The sequence below is a fragment of the Paenibacillus pasadenensis genome, assembly GCF_002864175.1.
GTDB classification, from domain to species: domain Bacteria; phylum Bacillota; class Bacilli; order Paenibacillales; family Paenibacillaceae; genus Paenibacillus_O; species Paenibacillus_O pasadenensis.
Genome location: NZ_NFEZ01000004.1, coordinates 627,169 through 645,000, shown reverse-complemented (window position 1 = coordinate 645,000; position 17,832 = coordinate 627,169). Strand labels below are relative to the sequence as shown.

The 17,832-nt window shown below is 65.7% G+C and carries 15 protein-coding genes (1 of these 15 only partly in view); 7 read left to right on the top strand and 8 right to left on the bottom strand.

What is annotated here, in order from left to right; genetic code table 11:
• The 3 genes from ligA to B8V81_RS12380 all read right to left on the bottom strand — a co-directional run.
• Positions 1-1,357, bottom strand: the 5' portion of a protein-coding gene (gene ligA, locus B8V81_RS12390; protein WP_043111040.1) for an NAD-dependent DNA ligase LigA. 650 nt of this gene lie to the left of the window's left edge; only the first 1,357 of its 2,007 coding nucleotides appear in the window; it begins with the start codon at positions 1,355-1,357; the stop codon falls past the left edge of the window.
• A gap of 248 nt (positions 1,358-1,605) precedes the next feature.
• A complete protein-coding gene (gene pcrA, locus B8V81_RS12385; RefSeq protein ID WP_101809400.1) occupies positions 1,606-3,957 on the bottom strand; it encodes a DNA helicase PcrA in 2,352 nt (783 codons plus the stop codon).
• Between the two features lie 71 nt (positions 3,958-4,028).
• Positions 4,029-4,733 carry a geranylgeranylglyceryl/heptaprenylglyceryl phosphate synthase gene (locus B8V81_RS12380; protein ID WP_028597931.1) on the bottom strand — a complete coding sequence of 235 codons (705 nt, stop codon included), beginning with the start codon at positions 4,731-4,733 and terminating at the stop codon, positions 4,029-4,031.
• A gap of 201 nt (positions 4,734-4,934) precedes the next feature.
• Between B8V81_RS12380 and B8V81_RS12375 the strand changes: the two genes are divergently transcribed.
• Entirely contained in the window at positions 4,935-5,582 is a 648-nt protein-coding gene (locus B8V81_RS12375) for a hypothetical protein (protein WP_101808485.1), read from the top strand.
• Positions 5,583-5,676: 94 nt separating this feature from the next.
• On the opposite strand, the gene B8V81_RS12370 is transcribed toward B8V81_RS12375, so the two are convergent.
• The 3 genes from B8V81_RS12370 to B8V81_RS12360 form a co-directional block, all read right to left on the bottom strand.
• Positions 5,677-6,852: a stalk domain-containing protein gene (locus B8V81_RS12370; RefSeq protein ID WP_101808484.1), complete on the bottom strand. Its 1,176-nt coding sequence runs from the start codon at positions 6,850-6,852 to the stop codon at positions 5,677-5,679.
• 72 nt (positions 6,853-6,924) lie between these two features.
• Positions 6,925-7,938, bottom strand: a complete 1,014-nt coding sequence (locus B8V81_RS12365) for a nucleoside hydrolase (RefSeq protein WP_228551244.1) — start codon at positions 7,936-7,938, stop codon at positions 6,925-6,927.
• A gap of 197 nt (positions 7,939-8,135) precedes the next feature.
• On the bottom strand, positions 8,136-10,703 hold the full coding sequence (locus tag B8V81_RS12360) for a U32 family peptidase (RefSeq protein ID WP_052333033.1): 2,568 nt from the start codon (positions 10,701-10,703) through the stop codon (positions 8,136-8,138).
• 249 nt (positions 10,704-10,952) lie between these two features.
• Here B8V81_RS12360 and B8V81_RS12355 point away from each other — a divergent pair, with 249 nt between their 5' ends.
• The 3 genes from B8V81_RS12355 (at position 10,953) to B8V81_RS12345 (ending at position 13,834) form a co-directional block, all read left to right on the top strand.
• Positions 10,953-11,642: a GntR family transcriptional regulator gene (locus tag B8V81_RS12355; RefSeq protein WP_028597936.1), complete on the top strand. Its 690-nt coding sequence runs from the start codon at positions 10,953-10,955 to the stop codon at positions 11,640-11,642.
• Between the two features lie 129 nt (positions 11,643-11,771).
• Positions 11,772-12,974 (top strand): mannonate dehydratase, encoded by a 1,203-nt coding sequence (gene uxuA / locus B8V81_RS12350; protein ID WP_101808483.1) that lies wholly within the window; start codon positions 11,772-11,774, stop codon positions 12,972-12,974.
• Positions 12,971-13,834, top strand: coding sequence for an SDR family oxidoreductase (locus tag B8V81_RS12345; protein WP_043111030.1), 864 nt, complete (start codon positions 12,971-12,973; stop codon positions 13,832-13,834). Before uxuA ends, B8V81_RS12345 begins: the two co-directional genes overlap by 4 nt.
• Positions 13,835-13,937: 103 nt before the next feature.
• Here B8V81_RS12345 and serS read toward each other — a convergent pair whose 3' ends face one another.
• Positions 13,938-15,227: a serine--tRNA ligase gene (serS, locus tag B8V81_RS12340; RefSeq protein ID WP_101808482.1), complete on the bottom strand. Its 1,290-nt coding sequence runs from the start codon at positions 15,225-15,227 to the stop codon at positions 13,938-13,940.
• Positions 15,228-15,783: 556 nt separating this feature from the next.
• Here serS and B8V81_RS12335 point away from each other — a divergent pair.
• From B8V81_RS12335 to B8V81_RS26030, 3 genes are read left to right on the top strand one after another with little or no spacing between them, the layout of a single operon-like run.
• Complete coding sequence (locus B8V81_RS12335) at positions 15,784-16,449, top strand: hypothetical protein (RefSeq protein ID WP_101808481.1); 666 nt, start codon at positions 15,784-15,786, stop codon at positions 16,447-16,449.
• Between the two features lie 15 nt (positions 16,450-16,464).
• On the top strand, positions 16,465-16,995 hold the full coding sequence (locus tag B8V81_RS12330) for an accessory gene regulator B family protein (RefSeq protein ID WP_101808480.1): 531 nt from the start codon (positions 16,465-16,467) through the stop codon (positions 16,993-16,995).
• A complete protein-coding gene (locus B8V81_RS26030; RefSeq protein WP_255309788.1) occupies positions 16,992-17,114 on the top strand; it encodes a hypothetical protein in 123 nt (40 codons plus the stop codon). Before B8V81_RS12330 ends, B8V81_RS26030 begins: the two co-directional genes overlap by 4 nt.
• A 42-nt stretch (positions 17,115-17,156) precedes the next feature.
• Here B8V81_RS26030 and B8V81_RS12325 read toward each other — a convergent pair whose 3' ends face one another.
• Complete coding sequence (locus B8V81_RS12325) at positions 17,157-17,828, bottom strand: PIG-L family deacetylase (protein WP_146000492.1); 672 nt, start codon at positions 17,826-17,828, stop codon at positions 17,157-17,159.
• Between the last annotated feature and the right edge of the window lie 4 nt (positions 17,829-17,832).

The window sequence follows — 17,832 nt, the reverse complement described above, 5'->3', positions numbered from 1 at the left end:
CGGCCGTCATGACGCTGAACGTCTCGATGTCCATCGCGTCGCGCGAGGCGAAATGCGTGATGCGCGCGATGATCTGCGGCTTGCAGCCGAGCCGGTTGTCGCAGAACAGATGCGCTCCGCGCTGCACGAGCGGCGTGCCGCAGGCCGGGCAGCGGTCCGGATAGACGATCTCCTCGCCCTGCTCGTCTTCGTCGGCCTTGCCGAGAATCTCGGGAATGACGTCGTTGGAGCGGCGGATGAACACGCGCGTGCCGAGCGCGTGCTTCAGTCCCTTGCGCTCGATGTCGCCGGTATTGTTGAGCGTGCAGTTCTGCACCGTGACGCCGGCGAGCTCCACCGGCTCGACGCGCGCGAGCGGCGTCACCTTGCCGGTGCGGCCGACGTTCCAGGAGACAGACTCCAGCACGGTCGTGCTCTCCTCCGCTTCGAACTTGAAGGCGACCGCCCAGCGCGGAAACTTGTCCGTATAGCCGATCGCCGCGCGCGTGCGCATGTCGGTGACCTTGACGACCGCGCCGTCGATCAGGTAATCGAACTCGGGCCGCTTGACGGCGATATGATGCAGCTCCGCGATCACGTCCTCGATGTCGCTGAAGTAGGCGAGGTACGGATTGACCTTGAAGCGGCTGTCGCGGAGAAAGGCGATCATCTCTTCATGGGTAGCGAATTCCAGCTCGTCGGCATAGCCGATATTATAGAAGAACGCGTCCAGCCGCCGCTCCGCGGTCACCTTGGGATTAAGGTTGCGCAGCGCTCCGGCCGCGCCGTTGCGGGCGTTTTTGAGCGGCTCGGGCGCCGTCCTGTTGTACGCCTCCAGCACGGACAGGAACATCATCCCCTCGCCCTGCACCTCGATCAGCCCGTCCCGGTACGGAATCGTCAGCGGAATCGAACGGATCGTCTTGACCTGCGCCAGGATGCTCTCGCCGACCGTGCCGTTGCCGCGCGTCGCCGCCTGCACCAGCTGTCCGCCTTCGTAGGTCAGGTTGAGCGTCAGGCCGTCGAACTTCAGCTCGACGACGTAGGCCGGATCCGGCAGCGGCTCCTCGTCGGGATGCTTGGCGTTGTAGTCGCCGATCGCCCGCAGCAGCCGCTGATTCCAGGCTCGGACGCCCTCTTCGTCCTTGGCTTTGTCGAGACTCCAGAGGCGCGCGCGGTGGCGATGCGGCTCGAAGCCCTTGAGCACGTCCCCGCCGACGCGCAGCGAGGGCGACTCCGGCAGCACGACGCCGCTCTCCTGCTCCAGCCGGAGCAGCTCGTCGTAGAGCCGGTCGTACTCCGCGTCGCTGATGATCGGCTTGTCGAGCGTATAGTAGTTGTAGTTATGTACGGCAAGCTCTCCGGCGAGCTCGCGCATGCGCTCGATGGCCGCAGGGTCTGCTCCTGCCTTGAGCTCCTCCTGCTGCTCCGTGCGGTTGTCCACTCGTCATCCCGTCCTTCGTCGAAAAAATAAATCATGATATCGGCTGTGAAGCAGGCTTCCTTACCAGTCTATACCAACGGCTGCGGATGCAACCGTGCCCGGGCGCTGAACCGTTCAGAACCCGGGCACGGATACGATGCCGTATGAATATGGACAGGCCTAGCTAGGGGATGAGTGCAGGATCAGCCGTCGACCTTCTCGACCGGCGCGAAGCTGGCGAGCAGCTTCTTGAGGCCGGTCGGCGCCGGAAAGGCGATCTGGATCTCCGTGTCGTTGCCGGTCCCCTTGACCGACACGATCGTTCCGACTCCCCATTTCTTGTGGGAGACCTTGTCGCCGGCGACGAAGCTGCGGGCTGCGTCGCCGATGCCCGCCGCAGGAGCGCCCGGCGTGCTGACCCGCACGCTGCTGCCGCCTGCGGCGGAGCCGGCCGCGGGGGACCCGGCCGGGCGTCCGTAGCGCGAAGCGCCGGAGCCGTAGGCCGGCGCGGAGGCGCCTGCGGAGCTGCCGCCGCGGTAGCCGAAGCCTCCGGCTCCGCCGGCAGCGCCGCCGTACCGCCCGCCGCCGCCGATCGTGCGGCCGGGCGAGGCGATCTCTTTGACTTCGTCCGGGATCTCCTTGAGGAAGCGGGACGGAGGGTTGCTGCTCGTGCGGCCGAACAGCGTGCGCATGCGGGCGCAGGTCAGGAACAGCCGCTGCTCGGCGCGCGTGATGCCGACGTAGGCGAGGCGCCTTTCCTCCTCGAGCTCCTCGTTGTCGGTGAAGGCCCGGCTATGCGGGAAGACGCCCTCCTCGCAGCCGATGATGAAGACGACCGGGAACTCCAGTCCCTTGGCGCTGTGCATCGTCATGAGGATGACCGCGTCCGCCGGAGCCTCGTCCTTGTCGACCGTGTCGATGTCGGCGATGAGCGCGAGGTCGGTCAGGAACGAGACGAGAGACTTGTCGTCGTTGCGCTGCTCGAACTCCTGCGTGACGGACAGGAACTCCTCGATGTTCTCGATGCGGGCCTTGGACTCGAGCGTGTTCTCCCGGTGCAGCTCCATCGTGTACTCCGACAGCTCCAGCACCTTCTCGGTGAGCTCGGTGACGGACAGGTAGTCGCGCATCGCCTCGAGGCTGGAGATCATCGAGCGGAACGACTCCAGCAGCGAGCGGGTGCGCCCGTTGACCTCGACGCCGTTCAGGTCGCCGAGCACCTGGTAGATGGACGTCCCGCGCCGGCCCGCCTCCTCGGCGAGCTTGGCGACGGTCGTGTCGCCGATGCCGCGCTTGGGCACGTTGATGATGCGCTCCAGGCTGATGTCGTCGTCCGGGTTGGAGACGAGCCGCAGGTAGCCGAGCAGGTCCTTGATCTCCTTGCGGTCGTAGAACTTGATGCCGCCGACGATCTGGTACGGGATGTCCGACTTGATGAGGATCTCCTCGATGACGCGCGACTGGGCGTTCGTCCGGTACAGGATCGCGTGGTCGGCGTAGTTGCGCCCGCCGTTCCGGCCCGAGCGGATCTCGCCCGTGACGAAGTAGCCCTCGTCATGCTCGGACTCGGCCTGGTACAGCGTGATGCTGTCGCCGGCGCCGCGCTCGGTCCAGAGCCGCTTGTCCTTGCGCCCGGTGTTCTGGCCGATGACCGCGTTCGCCGCGTTCAGGATGTTGGAGGTGGAGCGGTAGTTCTGCTCCAGCAGGATCGTGCGCGCCTCCGGGTAGTCCTCCTCGAAATTGAGGATGTTGGTGATGTCCGCTCCGCGCCAGCGGTAGATCGACTGGTCGCTGTCGCCGACGACGCAGATGTTGTGATGCTTGTCGGCCAGCATGCGGCAAAGCATGTACTGGGCGCGGTTCGTATCCTGGTACTCGTCGACATGCAGGTAGCGGAACTTGTTTTGGTAGAAGTCGAGCACCTCGGGCACGTCCTGGAACAGCTGGATCGTGCTCATGATGAGGTCGTCGAAGTCGAGCGAGTTGTTGCTGCGCAGCCGCTTCTGGTACATCTTGTAGACGTCGGAGACGACTTTGTTGAAGTAGTCGGCGCCGGCCTTCTGCTCGAAGCGCGCCGGATCGATCAGCTCGTTCTTGGCGCTGCTGATGACGGACTGCACCGCCTTGGGCTCGAACTTCTTGGTGTCGAGGTTGAGGTCCTTCATGCAGCCGCGGATGACCGACAGCTGGTCGCCGGAGTCGAGGATCGAGAAGTTGGAGGTGAAGCCGATCCGGTCGATGTCCTTGCGCAGGATGCGCACGCACATGGAGTGGAACGTCGACACCCAGATGTCGCTGCCGGAAGGTCCGACGAGCTTGGACACGCGGTCGCGCATCTCGCGGGCGGCCTTGTTGGTGAACGTGATCGCCAGGATGCTCCACGGCGCCACGCGCCGCTTCTCGATCAGCCAGGCGATGCGGTGCGTCAGGACGCGCGTCTTGCCCGAGCCCGCGCCGGCCATGATCAGGAGCGGCCCGTCGGTCGCCTGCACCGCCTCGCGCTGCGGCGGGTTGAGCTTGGCCACCGCCTCTTCGATGCCTATCGGATTCATCATCATAGGTAAGTTGATCTCCTTGTTCGCCTTGTGTTCGCTTCTTTCAGTCTAGGGCAACGAGGCCAGCCGTGTCAATCGGCTGGAACGGTTTCCCGCACCGCCGCCACCGTCGCCAAAGCGGCCTCCGGATCGGCGTACAGCACGTTGCCGACGACGACGGTCGACGCGATCCGCGCGGCCTCCGCCGCGCGCTCCGGCCCGTCGATGCCGCCGCCGTAGACGAGCCGGGCGCCGGACAGCGCGCGCTTGACCCGCCGCAGCAGCGCCATGTCGCCGAAGCGGCCGCTGTACTCCACATACAGCAGCGGCAGCCGCAGCAGCCGGTCGGCAAGCCGCGCATAGGCCGCCGCCTGCAGCTCCGTGAGCGAGGCGTCCGCCCCGCTCACCTTGGCCGCCTCGCAATCCGGGTTGAGGATGAGGTAGCCTTCCGCCCAGGTTTTGTCCCAAGGAATGAGGCCGCCCCACTCCTCCAGCGCCTGCGCCTGGCGCCCGGTGATCCAGCTCCCGTCCGGCGTGTTGAGCACGACCGGGACGAGATAGGCGTCGAAGCCGGGCATCGCCAGCTCCGGACGCGTCACCTCCAGCGCCACCGGCATCGGAGCGGCGGCGAGCCGCTCGAGCAGCGCCGCGGTGTTGTCATAAGTGAGGCCGCTCGAGCCGCCGACCAGGATCGCGTCCGTGCCGGAAGCCAGCACGGCGTCCAGCTCCCGCTGCCCGAGCCCGCGGTCCGGATCGAGCTTGAACACATGCCGCCAGCCCTCCATCGCTTCCGTCATAACCGCCTTCTCTCCCGTCTGTCGCGAAGTCTGTTTTTCCAGTCTAGACAAGGGCCTCCGCGGTGTCAACGCAAGCCGGCGCGCGAGCCTGGAGCGGGCTGCCGGCAAGGGCCGGAGCCTGTTTCAAAGCAGGCGTCTCGTTGGTAAGGGTGGATACGACAATCGACGAACCGGCCGCTCAGGCCGAAGGAGGAATCGAGCATGCATAAACCGAACGCAAGCGCTGTAGAGACGGAAGCCGGAGCGATCCTGGACGAGCAGCGGGCCAAGCAGGAGCTGAGCCTCGCGGAGGGACGGACCGGGCCGGCGGCGACGGACGGCAAGCCGCATAGCGGCCATGAGCCGCAAGGCGTCGTGGAAGCCGAAGGAACGGTGCATCCGCCGGCGGTCAAGGGCGGCGACGGCCCTGTCCACCAGGACCCTCCCGCCGATGAGGAAGAGGAGCCGGACAGACGACGCGTGCCGAGCGGGAAAGAGCTGACGCCGGACGGAACCCGACGCCCTTATTTCATCTCCATCACGTCCAAGACGATCGAGCATGACCGCTCCAACACGGACCAGCTGGAGATCCTCGCCACGCCGGAGGAGCTGGAGAAGCTGGAGATCCTGCTCGGCGAGATGGAGTCGACGGACGACGTCAGCTCGCTCGTGGCGGCGATTCCCTATAAGTCCAACGACCGCAGCCCGACGCAGAAGAGGTTCCAGAGCTCGGTCAACGACCTCTACAGGACGATCCATTCGCTCGGCACGCCCGAGACGCGGGCTTTCATCGAAGACACGAACCTGTTCCGCGAGCTCAACAACACCGACTTCGACCTGCCGGGCTACGACAAGGAGCCGAAGATTTGAGCGATGCCAGCCATGGAACGAGCAAAAAGCTTCCCATCCGTTCGCGAAGAACGGATGGGAAGCTTTTTTGGCGTTGGTGAAAGCAGCACCCCGCTTAGGAGTAGATCTGGCTGACCTTGCCGTTCGTGAACACGACGTATTGCAGCCAATTGCTCGTGTAGGAGCCGTATCTCCACGTCTCCACGGAGATGCTGCCGGCGTACGCGCTGCTCGTATGGGACGGGCTGCCCCAGCTCATCTTGACCTGCTCCTTGGTCATGCCGATGCTGATCTTCCCGCTGGCGATCTTGTCCCACACCGCGTTCGACCACTTGTACGTCTTGCGCGGATCGGCCGTCAGGAACTGGTCGCTGCTGGCCAGGTTGGAGCGGATCGCCTCGGCGCTCGTGAAGGCCGTATGGAGCAGCTCGCCGGTCGACGCCAGCTTGAACACGACCGTAAATCCGCCGTCGTCATCCGGCCTGATGTCGTAGATCGCCACTTTCTTGAACCGGTACTTGCTGTCGAAGTTGTTGACCCAGTAGCTTTTGCCGATCAGCTTGGTCAAGGTGCCGAGCTTCTCTTTCTTGACGATCTGCTCCGTCTGCGGCGTCGAGATCGCCAGGTCGGCCTTGCCCTGCCATACCGTCATGTACTGGTAGTCGGAGTTCCATTCGAGATTGGCCCCGATCGCCGAGCGCAGCAGGGAAGCCGGGAATACGGCCGCGTCGCCGTACGTCTGCACGGGCCCGGCCATCGCGGTCTTCGCGCCGTTCACGACCGCGGTCGCGCTGCCCTTCTGCAGCTGGATGGAATCGTTGCCGAGCTTGACCTGGAACGTCTTGGAGGCATCGAGGTAGGTCACCTGCGCCCCGAGCTCCGCGAAAAAGGCCTTGATCGGCAAGTACATGACGCCCTTGAGCTGAACGCCGCCGCCGATGTAGTAATCCGCCGAAATGGACACGCGCAGCGTCAGCTTCTCCTCGCCCCAGCTCGCCGTCACGTCCGTCTCGCCGACCGCCAGCGCCTTCATCGTGCCGTCCGGCAGCTTCTGCAGCAGATAAGGCTTCTCGATCACGACATCCGCCTCGGCCAGCGGCACCTTGCGGATTTGGCCGTAGCCGTCCGGAGCCTGAATCTGCACCGGCGTCTTTTCGCCGACGACCAGCTCCTTCTTTTCGATCGTGAAGCGGAGCGCGCCGGCCGTTTCCTCTGCGCCAGCCTGTCCCGGCGCCGCAAGCGCCAGCAGGAAGGCGACGGCTGCGACAGCCAGCCATGTCCATCGTTTCATTTTCTTTATCCCCCTATGACTCTATCAAATAACATAGGAAGATAATACCACATGCGACGATCTGTAACCAGACTATTGAACGGGGTCGGAAGCCTTAAAGACGGAGAGCAGCTCCTCCACGACGGCAGGCGCGTCCACCTCGAGCGCGAACGAGACGGGATGGCCGACGCTTGGCTTGACCCGCCGGTCGGTGACGACCATGCCCGCGGTCAGCGGATCGCCGCAGGCGATCGAGGCGAGCAGCGTGCGGCTCGTCACCAGCTCGGGACGGACCGCCGCGATGACGGCGAGCGGATCATGCAGCGGGCAGCTGTCCTTGAAGTCGTTGACGCGGCCGTAGAAGTCGAAGTAGATGCCGAAGCAGTCGTGCAGGAAGCGGGCGACCGGAAGGCCCTCCTCGCCTCCCTGGCGCTCCAGCCGGTCGAGGTCGTCTCGCGTCAGCAGCGTCTGCAGCGTCACGTCGAGGCCGACGACGGTCAGCGGCAGGCCCGCCGCGAACAGCACCTGCGCCGCCTCGGGGTCGCCCCAGAAGTTCGCCTCGGCGGCCGGCGTGATGTTGCCCGGCACGAGCGCGGCTCCGCCCATGACGACGACGCTCCTCAGCTTGGAGGCGATGCCGGGATCCTTTTGCAGCGCGAGCGCGAGGTTGGTCATGCGGCCGGTCAGCACGAGCGTCAGCTCGCCCGGGCGCTCGTTCGCGATGCGCACATAATAGTCTGCCGCATGCTCCGCCTCCGCTTGCTGCGACGACGGCGGCAGCACGGCGCCGCCGATGCCGTTCTCGCCGTGCACGTCGCTTTTGGCGCCGGGAAATTCGCGCGCGAGCGCTTTGTCCGCGCCGGCGTAGACCGGCACGCGTCCTTCCGCGCCGGCGAGCTTCAGCAGCCGCAGCGTATTGTCCGTCGCCTGCTCCACGCCGATGTTGCCGAAGCAGGTGCCGATCGCCTCCAGCGAGATGAGCGGCGACTTGACCGCATAGAGGATGGCGAGCGCATCGTCGATGCCGGTATCGGCGTCGATGATCATCGGCAGCGGGCGGGGATGGGTGCGGTTGAAATTACTTTCGGAAAGGTTCATCGGGTTCATGGGCTCCAGCTCCTGTTTCGGCTTGTTGGTCGGACTTGTTGCGATTGTTTGTCTTGTTGCGCTTGTTGCGCTTGTTGCGCTTGTTGCGCTTGTTGCCTGCGGACTGCCGCAGGCGCAAAAAAAGCTCCCCGGCCTCCCATCGGGAACCGGGGAACGAAGCCGTCCCTCCGCTCAAGGCGGATGAGGGACGGCCGGAATCACTTCGCCAGCTGGCCGCGGGTCACGCCGAGCTGGTTGGTCGCCTTGAGGCTCCGCCACACCTGCGTGCCGCTGATGCGGCCGTCGAGGGCGTCGCGGTACAGCCGCAGCACCTCGCCGACCTTTTCGGCCGGCTCCTCGAGAAACTCGATGCGGTAGGAGCGCACCCCGAGCTCGAGGAAGTTCTTGACGTATTCGGCGCCGGACTGCTCGATGGCGTTGTACACCGTGTTGCGGCAGCCCTCGTCCACGCGTACCGGATGGCTCATGCCGATCCGATCCTGCAGGCTGATGTCATGCTCCTCGCACGGACGGCCGCAGTTGGTGAAGTCGGTGCCTTCGCTGATGAACGTGCAGTAGACGCAATGTTCGGTATGGAACATCGGCAGATGCTGGTGGAGGACGACCTCCAGCGCCTCCGGCTCCGCCGTGCGGCCGAGCAGGTCGACCATCTGCTGGATGTTGAGGTCATAGGACGGCGTCAAGACGTCGCAGCCGGCCTCGCGGAACAGCTCGACCGCCTTGTGGTTGGCGACGTTGAGCGAGAAGTCGCCGATCAGCTGCGGGAACGGCTCGCCCGGACGCTCCATCCGCGCCTTCAGGTAGTAATAAAGCGCGCCGGTGTTGCGCACGAGCACCGCGTCGGGCTTCAGCTTCAGGATGTTGGCGTGGTAGCCGTTCTCCCCCGGCATATGGATGCGCGGCGTCGCCAGCGCGATCGGCTTGCCCGCCGCGCGGGCCGTCTCGATCGCCGCCGGGAACTGCTTGATGAACTCGAAGTCGGCGTAGATCATCGCGACGTCGGTCTCGCAGGCGGCGCGCACCTGCTCGAGCGTGCGGCAGAGCGCCGTCAGGCGCGCCTCGCCGGGCGCGGCCGGAGCGGCGGCCGCCTGCTCCGGCGAGCGCGAGCCGGCCAGCGGATCGGCTTCGCGCTTGACGTAGACCGGCGGCTTGGGCCGCTCGCCGTCGAGCCGCTCGACCGCCTCGCGGCGCAGCCGGTTCAGCTCGCGCACCGGCACGATCAGCTCGCCCTCCAGCTCCACCTCCAGCAGGTCGAGCTGGAACAGCGTGCCGCCGAGGCGGCCGAGCTGATCCTCCAGCAGTTGGCGGTCCATCGGCCGCTTGAGCGCCTTCTCCAGCGGCAGCTCGCTGTCGACCTGCACGGTGTTGCCCTTTTGCACGTCCGTCCACCAGGTGCGCAGCGGCTCGCCCTCGCGGCCTTCGACGCGCAGCGCGAGCGGGAAGACGCGATACGGCTTGTCGGTCTCGAACGTCGCGCGCAGGCGGCGGTCCAGCGCCGGATCGCTCGTCTTCCAGATGCGGTCGCCGGCCTTCACGCGCTGCAGGTTGACGTCATTGCGCCCCGGCACGATGTCGATGACGACGCCTTCGGCGGCTTCGCCCTCGATCTTGACGCCCTGGCGGCGGATGTCGTAGACGCGGCCGCCCTCTTCCTTTTGCGTCGGGTCGCCGGCGTCGAACACGATGCCGTCTCCGCGCTTGAGCGGAGCCTCGATGCGGCAGACGACGCCGTCGCGCAGCACGCGCTCCACGCGACCGAGGTAGACGCCGCGGCTTTTGGGGAAGGAGCCGTCGACGAGCTTCTTGTTGTTGGTGCCGTCCAGAAAGCCGTGCGTGAAGCCGCGCGAGAAGCTCTGCTCCAGCTCGCGGATCTCCTCCCGCGTCGGGCCGCTGCGGTCGCCGTCGAAGTAGGCGTCGATCGCCTTGCGGTACTTGGAGACGACGTTGGCGACGTACTCCGGCGTCTTCAGGCGGCCTTCGATCTTGAAGGAGGTGACGCCCGCCTCGATCAGCTCCGGCACGAGGTCGATGGCCGCCAGGTCCTTGGGCGAGAGCAGATAGGCGATGTCGCCCATCGGCTTCTGCTCGCCGTCGACCATCAGGTCGTACGGCAGGCGGCAGGCCTGCGCGCACTCGCCGCGGTTGGCGGAGCGCCCGCCCCACATTTCCGAGGTGAGGCACTGGCCGGAGTAGCTGACGCACAGCGCGCCATGCACGAACACCTCCATCGGCAGCTTGGCCTGCTCGCCGATCTTGCGGATCTGCTTAAGGTTGTTCTCCCGACCGAGCACGACGCGCTCGAGGTCGAACGGCTTGGTGAACTCGACCGCCTCGGGCGAGGTGATCGTCATCTGCGTGGAGCCGTGGATCGGAAAGTCGGGCGAGATCTCGCGGATCAGCTTCACGAGGCCGAGATCCTGCACGATGACCGCGTCCACGCCCGCGTCGATGCAGGCGTCGATGAGCGCCTTGGCGTCCCGCAGCTCGTCCTCGAATACGAGGATGTTGAACGTCAGGAAGCCCTTGACGCCGTAGCGGTGCAGGAAGCCCATGATTTCCGGCAGCTCGTCCATGCGGAAGTTGTTGGCGCGCGCCCGCGCATTGAATTTCTCGACGCCGAAAAAGATCGCGTCCGCGCCGTTGGCGACGGCGGCCCGCATGCAGTCCCAATCGCCTGCCGGGGCGAGCAGCTCGATGTCTTGCCGTTGCACGCTCCGGAGGGCTGCTGCGGACGGCTCCGCTTGTGCTTGTATCGGTAAGGTCATGCCTATAATAAGCCTCCATATCTCGTACTTGCTTCTACTATAATAGCGCCTTGGTTCCAGCATGGCCGCCGGAAGCGGCCCGCATACTGCTAGTGTAGCAGAGTGGCCGCCGGTTGACCAAGCCTTCGCGGGGATTCGACCGCTGGCAACTTCAGGCCGGCCGCGGCGCTTCCCAACTGCCATACAAGTATGGTAGGATGAAGGCGAGATTGACCGCAGTTCGTACCGAATATAAGGAGGTGAGGTCCCATGTCCGGAGCGACGCCATCTGCCAGCCCCGCTTCCGCCCGAGAGGCGGCGTACCGCCGGCTGCGCGCGGAGATCCTGTCGCTGGAGCTGCCGCCGGGAACGGCCATCAGCGAAAAGGACGTCTCGCTGCGCTTCGGCGTCAGCCGCACGCCGGTGCGCGAATGCTTCGTCCGGCTCGCGCAGGAGGGGCTGCTGGACATCTATCCGCAGCGCGGCACGTACGTCAGCCGCATCGACGCCCATCTCGTCGAGGAAGCGCGCTTCCTGCGCGAGCAGCTGGAGGCGGCGGTCGTGCGGCTCGCGGCGGCGGACGGCCTCGATCCGGTCAGCCTGGCCGAGCTCGAGGCCAACCTGCTGCTGCAGCAGAGCTGCCTCGACGACGGGCAGGACGGCAGCCGCATGTTCCGGCTCGACGAGGAGTTCCATGCCCGGCTGTTCGCCGCCTGCGGCAAAAGCCATACCTGGTCCGTCATCGGCTCGGCCGGCGTGCATCTGAACCGCAGCCGCCGGCTGCGGCTGGCGGCCGACCCGGACTGGCGGCATCTGCTGGAGCAGCATCGCGCGATCCTGCAGGCGATCCGCGAGCGCGCGCCGGAACGCGCGGAGCGCGTCATGCGCGAGCATCTGCAGCTCGTGCGGCTCGACCGGGCGCGGCTCGCGGAGCTTTACCCGGACTATTTCCGGATGTAGCCAGCCGCGGCGGCCGGTCCGGAACGCCGGGCCGCTTCGCTTGACGCTTGGCGCTAGACGCTTGGCCGCAACAAGCAACCGGCAGGAGCCGATCCTGCCGACTTTCAGGGGAGAGGGGCGACGATAGCGGTGAAAATGGTATTCCGCTGGTTCGGAGCAGGCAACGATACGGTGTCGCTGGAGCAGATCCGGCAAATTCCCGGCGTCGAAGGCATCGTCTGGGCGCTGCACGACGTGCCGGCCGGAGAAGAGTGGCCGATGGAGAAGATTCTGGAGGTGAAGCGCGCCGCAGATGCGGCCGGGCTGCATATCAAGGTGGTCGAAAGCGTCAACATCCACGAGGACATCAAGCTCGGCCTGCCGTCGCGCGACCGCTGGATCGCGAACTACAAGCGCACGATCGAAAAGCTCGCGCAGGTCGGCGTCGAGGTCATCTGCTACAACTACATGCCGGTGTTCGACTGGCTGCGCACCGACCTCGGCCGGCTTATGGACGACGGCTCGACGGCGCTGTTCTACGAGGCCGCGCGCGTGCGCGACATCGACCCCGCCGAGCTCGTGCGCGAGATCGAGTCCGACTCGACGCTGACGATGCCCGGCTGGGAGCCGGAGCGATTGAAAGCGTTATCCTCGCTATTCGAAGCGTACCGAGGCGTGACGGAGGACGATCTGTTCGAGCATGCGAAATATTTCCTGGACGAGATCATCCCGGTCGCGGAGCAGCACGGCATCCGCATGGCGATCCACCCGGACGATCCGCCGTGGCCGATCTTCGGCCTGCCGCGCATCATTACGTCGCAGGATAATCTGCGCCGCTTCCTGGCGCTGCACGACAGCCCGGCGAACGGCGTGACGCTGTGCAGCGGCTCGCTCGGCGCGAATCCGGCGAACGACATCCCGGCGATGGTGCGCGAGTTCGCGGACCGCATCCCGTTCTGCCATATCCGCAACGTGCGGGTGTACGACAACGGCGACTTCATCGAGACGTCGCATCGGACGCAGGACGGCACGGTCGACATCGCCGGCATCGTGCAGGCGTATCATGACGTCGGCTTCACGGGCTACGCCCGTCCGGACCACGGGCGCCATCTGTGGGCGGAGCAGGTCCGTCCGGGCTACGGGCTGTACGACCGCGCGATGGGCATCATGTACCTGTGGGGGCTGTGGGACGCGCTGGAGCGCCAGCGGGGCCCGCTCGCCCGCGGCTTGGCCGGAGCGGCGGGCCATGCCGAGCCGCCGCTGCGCCGCGAGCGTCCGGCCGCTGTCGCCGCGAGCGAGGCGGCGGCCGCCGGCGAGGCAGCCCCGGCCGGCCGAGAGGAGGCGCGCCCATGAGCGCAGGCAACCGCGAGCAGCTGCTGCGGCCGTCCCTGAGCGGCAAGGTCGCCGTCGTCACCGGCGGCTCCGGCGTGCTCTGCCGGGCGATGGCGCTGGAGCTCGGCCGCCAGGGCACGGCGGTCGCCGTGCTCGGGCGCACGCTGGAGCGCTGCGAGGACGTCGCCCGTGAGATCCGCGAGGCCGGCGGCCGCGCGGTCGCCGTCCGCTGCGACGTCACCGACCGCGCCAGCGTCGAGGCGGCGGCCGAGCAGGTCGAGCGCGAGCTCGGCCGGCCCGACATCCTCGTCAACGGCGCCGGCGGCAACCATCCGAGCGCGATTACCGGCGCGGAGACGTTCCAGCCCGGCGATCTGGAGCGGGACGGCTTCCAGAGCTTCTTTTCGCTGGATCCTGCGGGATTCCGCCATGTGCTCGACCTCAACTTCATGGGCTCGCTGCTGCCGACGCAGATATTCGCCCGCGGCATGCTGGAGAGAGGCGGCAGCATCCTCAACATCAGCTCCATGAGCGCCCCCTCCCCGATGACCAAGGTTCCTGCGTACAGCGCGGCCAAGGCGGCCATCGAGAACTTCACGAAGTGGCTGGCCGTGCATTTCGCCGAGACCGGCATCCGCGTCAACGCGATCGCGCCGGGCTTTTTCGAGACGGCGCAAAATGCCCGGCTGCTGCGCGCCGAGGACGGATCGCTCACCGAGCGGTCCCTCAAGATCATCTCGCATACGCCGATGCGCCGCTTCGGCAAGCCGGACGATCTGCTCGGGACGCTGCTCTGGCTGCTCGACGACGACGCCGCGGCGTTCGTCACCGGCATTACCGTGCCGGTGGACGGCGGCTTCTCCGCCTACTCCGGGGTGTAGCGCGCCATCGCCAAGAAGCCCGTTTCGGCATCGGCCGAAACGGGCTTTTTTGTCGCGACGCCTTTAGGCGCGGCAGGGAATGCGGATGTGGAGGCTCCATCCGCTAGCTCCGGGCTGGAGCCTCCAGCTTGGCGCGGCCGCCCAAATAAGGGCGCAGCGCCGCCGGGATGGCGATCGAGCCGTCCTCCTGCTGATGGTTCTCCAGCAGCGGGACGAGAATGCGGGGCGACGCGACCGCGGTGTTGTTGAGCGTGTAGGCATGCTTCAGGCTGCCGTCCGCCTCGCGGTAGCGGATGCCGGCGCGACGCGCTTGGTAGTCGAGCAGCAGCGACGACGAATGGGTCTCGCCGTAGGCTTTGCGCCCAGGCATCCACGTCTCGAGGTCGTATTGCTTGTACGTCTTGGCCGACATGTCTCCGGCGCAGACGGCCATGACGCGATGCGGCAGCTCCAGCGCCTCGAGCAGCGAGGCGGCGTGTCCGGTTATTTCCTGCAGCAGCGCCTCCGCTTCGCCGAGATCCGCCCGGCAAAGCACGACCTGCTCGACCTTGGCGAACTGATGGACGCGGTACAGCCCGCGCGTATCGCGTCCGGCCGAGCCGGCCTCGCTGCGGAAGCAGGCCGAGGCGGCGGCGAGCCGGATCGGCCGGTCCAGCTCCAGCACTTCCCCGGCGTAATAAGCGACGAGCGGCACCTCCGCCGTGCCGGCCAGCCTCAAGTCCTCCCCGGCGAGCGCATACACCTGATCCTCGCCGGCCGGGAAAAAGCCCGTCTGCTCGAACGCGCCGCCGCGCAGCATGACCGGCACCTCCAGCAGCTCGAAGCCGGCCGCGAGCAGCCGGTCGACGGCCAGCTGCTGCACCGCCCGATGCAGCAGGGCTCCCATGCCCGTCAAGTAGTAGCTTCTCGAGCCGGCCGTCTTCGCCCCGCGGGCAAAATCGGCCAGCCCGTGCCGCTCGGCCAGCTCGACGTGGTCCAGCGGCTCGAAGCCGAATTCCGGCGGAGCGCCCCGGCGCGCCAGCTCGATATTTTCCGCCTCCGAGGCGCCATGCGGCGTGTCGGGCGAGACGAGGTTCGGCGTCTCGAGCAGCAGCTTCCTCAGCGCCGCCTCCGCTGCGGCCAGCCGCGGCTCCAGCGCGGCCAGCTCCGCTCCTTCCCGGCGCCCCGCCTCCTGCAGCGCCGCCGCCTCCTCTTTCCGGCCCTCCCGCATGCAGCGGGCCACGCCTTCCGACCGCATGTTCCGGGCGCGCCTGCGCTCCTCGACGTCGGCGACGAGCGCCCGCCGCCGCCGATCGGCGTCCAGCAGCTCCTCGACTTGGAACGCCATGCCTTTGCGGCGCGCCGCCTCGCGAACTTCCTCTTCATGCTCCCTGATCCAGGCCAGATCCAGCATCGTCCTTCGCTTCCTTTCCGCTTGCCGTAGTGGATGAAAACACAAAAAGCGCCCTGTCCGCTTGGGACGAGGAGCGCTTTACGACTCGCGGTGCCACCCAATTTGACGGAATGCGGCGCATTCCATCCCCTTTGGTTCCGCGGTAACGGGCGGTGCCGGCAAGCTTAGGAAAGCGGCCGCTTTCTTGACGAGTGCGCCTCCGGGTTGGATTCCCTTCATCGGCATGATGGCGAATGGAGTTTGAACCACTATAGCACAGGACGATACGGCCATCAACCCGATTCGCCCAGGCATGCTTCGCTTTACATTTTCACCGCGTTAAATCTATCCAGCTGCAATATTTTCGTAAGTTGCGTTTAATTTCAGCGATTGTCATTCAGAAATCATCGAATGCACCTTTGATCCATGTCGATCCAGAAATAGTAAAAGGCATTCTTTGTAAATTAATTCTAACCTTTTTGATAGTCAGCCCTTCCATCCCTTGTTATACTGGAGGCATTCTTGGCGCGGCTTCGGCCGGCCTATCTTTCATCGGAAGCGCAGGTGCCTGACGTACATGTTGGATCATGTTCTTTATCTTCTATTCGGCTTCATGGATGTATTCGCCCTTCTGGTTGTTGCGGCCGCTCTCTTCCGCATTCCTGTCCTCAAGGCGGGTCCGACCCTCGTCCTTGTTGCCGTGCTTGCTTCGCTGCTCTCCTACCTGAATCGGATGGTCATGAACTGGTCCGTCTTCGATTTGCTGGCGCAGACCGCTCTCTCCGCGCTTTTTTTTGTTCTTGTCTTAAAATTCAGACTATTTTGGTCGATGATCATCGTATCTTCCGGCCTCATGGTCTTCCTGCCGCTGCAGTTCACCATCTATGTCCTGCTCACCCGATTCGATTTCTTGCCTGATGCCATCGCCAGCCATAATACGGGATTCGTCTTCGCCCTGCAGCTTCTTACGGATGCTTCCTGCCTGCTGATCGCCTGCGCTCTCCGTCTGGGCAAGCGAGGCTATCGATTCATGCCGCAGGCTCCGCATGACTTCCAGGAGAGGATCCTTTATTTCTCTCCCCGCTACGAAAAGCTGACTCTCGCGCTCGCCGCCAACCTGATCAACATCATGTTCACGCTTTATTTGACCTTGAACGGATGGATCTATTTTTCCTATGCCATTTCGCTGATCGTCCTGTTCACGATGCTGATCCTGTTCGACCAGACGGACAAAAAGAGATGAGCAAGGGGTGAGGCCATGCTGGAGAAATGGTCAATCGCGTTCGCCGACCGATTGATCCGGCACTCTCCGGAAAGCAAGATGCGCGCCGAAGTGCTCGCCTATGCGCTTGGCGTATACTTGAACCTAGCGGCAACGGTCCTCCTGGCGCTGGCGTTCGGCCTCTTGACCGGGGAGCTGGCCCAGACGCTGACGGCCATGCTTCTGTTCAATCTGACGCGTCTGTTTACCGGAGGCTTCCATTTCAAGTCGCTCGGGGCTTGCGCCCTCGCCTCGGCCGCCCTTTACGCCGCCATCCCTTGGTTCGAGCTGGCCGCGCCGACGGCTTCTGCGCTTACGGTTTGGGCGCTCGCGATCTTCCTCCTCCTTGCTCCGGCATCCGCCCCCGAGACGACGCGCTTGCCCCGCCGCCTTCGCCCATGGCTCAAAGCCGTTGCCGTCCTGCTCGCAGCTGCGAATCTTGCGCTCTCCTCCGAGCTTTTCGCCCTTGTCCTCGCCGCCCAGGCCCTGACCTTGCTCCCCGTTCGGAAAGGAGGTGAGGACCGATGAAGAAGCGGACCGCGGCCGCCTGGATGATCGCTTTTCTAAGCACGAGCGCAATGATTTTTTCGATCATGGAGAAACTCAATGTAGGCGCCCGGCCCCTGCCGCCGGAGCTGAGAAAATAGCCTTGCCTTCAGGCCTCGCTTCGAGCGAGGCCGTTTTTCTTTTCATGGCCACTCCCGCCCGTCCTCCCAAGCGAGATAAAAACGTTCGAACCGCCATGCCTCCGGCGCTTCCGACAGATCGCCGAAGTAGGCCGAGATCGTGTCCCGCTGCGAGCGATGCGCCGCCAACGCGGCCGCCTTGGCCGGCCAGAAGGCCTTCGTATCGAGCGCCAGCGCTTCCTTGCGGCCCTCCTGCGCCAGCGTCTCGGAGCCGATATAGACGAGCCGGTCCAGTCCCGGCACGCGCCGCTCCCGGACGAGCCGCGTCCCGATCCGCGAGATCGCCCGATGATCCGGATGGCCGTTGCCGCCATCCGGCGGAAAGGTGACGAGCGTCGACGGCCGCCGGACCGCCAGCCACTGCGCCGCCCGCTCGACCGCTTCCCGCTCGTCCGCTTCGGCCAGCCTGCCGTCCGGATAGCCCAGATGTCCGACCTCGCGGATGCCGAGGATGGCCGCCGCATCCGCGAGCTCCTGCTCCCGAATCTCGCCGAGCCTCCGGCCGAGAGCCGCGGCCAGCTCGCTCCCCCTTTTGCCGGCATCGCCCCGAGTCGCCGTCAGCAGGACGGCCGGCTCTCCCCGCTCGGCCAGCCGGCGGCACAGCGCCGCCGCCAGGAACGCCTCGTCATCCGGATGCGCCAGCAGCAGCGCGACCGGCGTTTTCATTCCGTCCATCTCC

Bases quoted from the DNA above. Each gene is read 5' to 3' on its own strand.
- B8V81_RS12365 (WP_228551244.1), bottom strand. From the start codon at position 7,938: ATGAACCCGATGAACCTTTCCGAAAGTAATTTCAACCGCACCCATCCC.
- B8V81_RS12355 (WP_028597936.1), top strand. From the start codon at position 10,953: ATGTCCGGAGCGACGCCATCTGCCAGCCCCGCTTCCGCCCGAGAGGCG.
- B8V81_RS12375 (WP_101808485.1), top strand. From the start codon at position 4,935: ATGCATAAACCGAACGCAAGCGCTGTAGAGACGGAAGCCGGAGCGATC.
- B8V81_RS12325 (WP_146000492.1), bottom strand. From the start codon at position 17,828: ATGGACGGAATGAAAACGCCGGTCGCGCTGCTGCTGGCGCATCCGGAT.
- B8V81_RS12380 (WP_028597931.1), bottom strand. From the start codon at position 4,733: ATGACGGAAGCGATGGAGGGCTGGCGGCATGTGTTCAAGCTCGATCCG.
- B8V81_RS26030 (WP_255309788.1), top strand. From the start codon at position 16,992: ATGAAGAAGCGGACCGCGGCCGCCTGGATGATCGCTTTTCTAAGCACG.
- B8V81_RS12335 (WP_101808481.1), top strand. From the start codon at position 15,784: ATGTTGGATCATGTTCTTTATCTTCTATTCGGCTTCATGGATGTATTC.
- B8V81_RS12345 (WP_043111030.1), top strand. From the start codon at position 12,971: ATGAGCGCAGGCAACCGCGAGCAGCTGCTGCGGCCGTCCCTGAGCGGC.
- B8V81_RS12370 (WP_101808484.1), bottom strand. From the start codon at position 6,852: ATGAAACGATGGACATGGCTGGCTGTCGCAGCCGTCGCCTTCCTGCTG.
- serS (WP_101808482.1), bottom strand. From the start codon at position 15,227: ATGCTGGATCTGGCCTGGATCAGGGAGCATGAAGAGGAAGTTCGCGAG.
- B8V81_RS12360 (WP_052333033.1), bottom strand. From the start codon at position 10,703: ATGACCTTACCGATACAAGCACAAGCGGAGCCGTCCGCAGCAGCCCTC.
- B8V81_RS12330 (WP_101808480.1), top strand. From the start codon at position 16,465: ATGCTGGAGAAATGGTCAATCGCGTTCGCCGACCGATTGATCCGGCAC.
- pcrA (WP_101809400.1), bottom strand. From the start codon at position 3,957: ATGATGAATCCGATAGGCATCGAAGAGGCGGTGGCCAAGCTCAACCCG.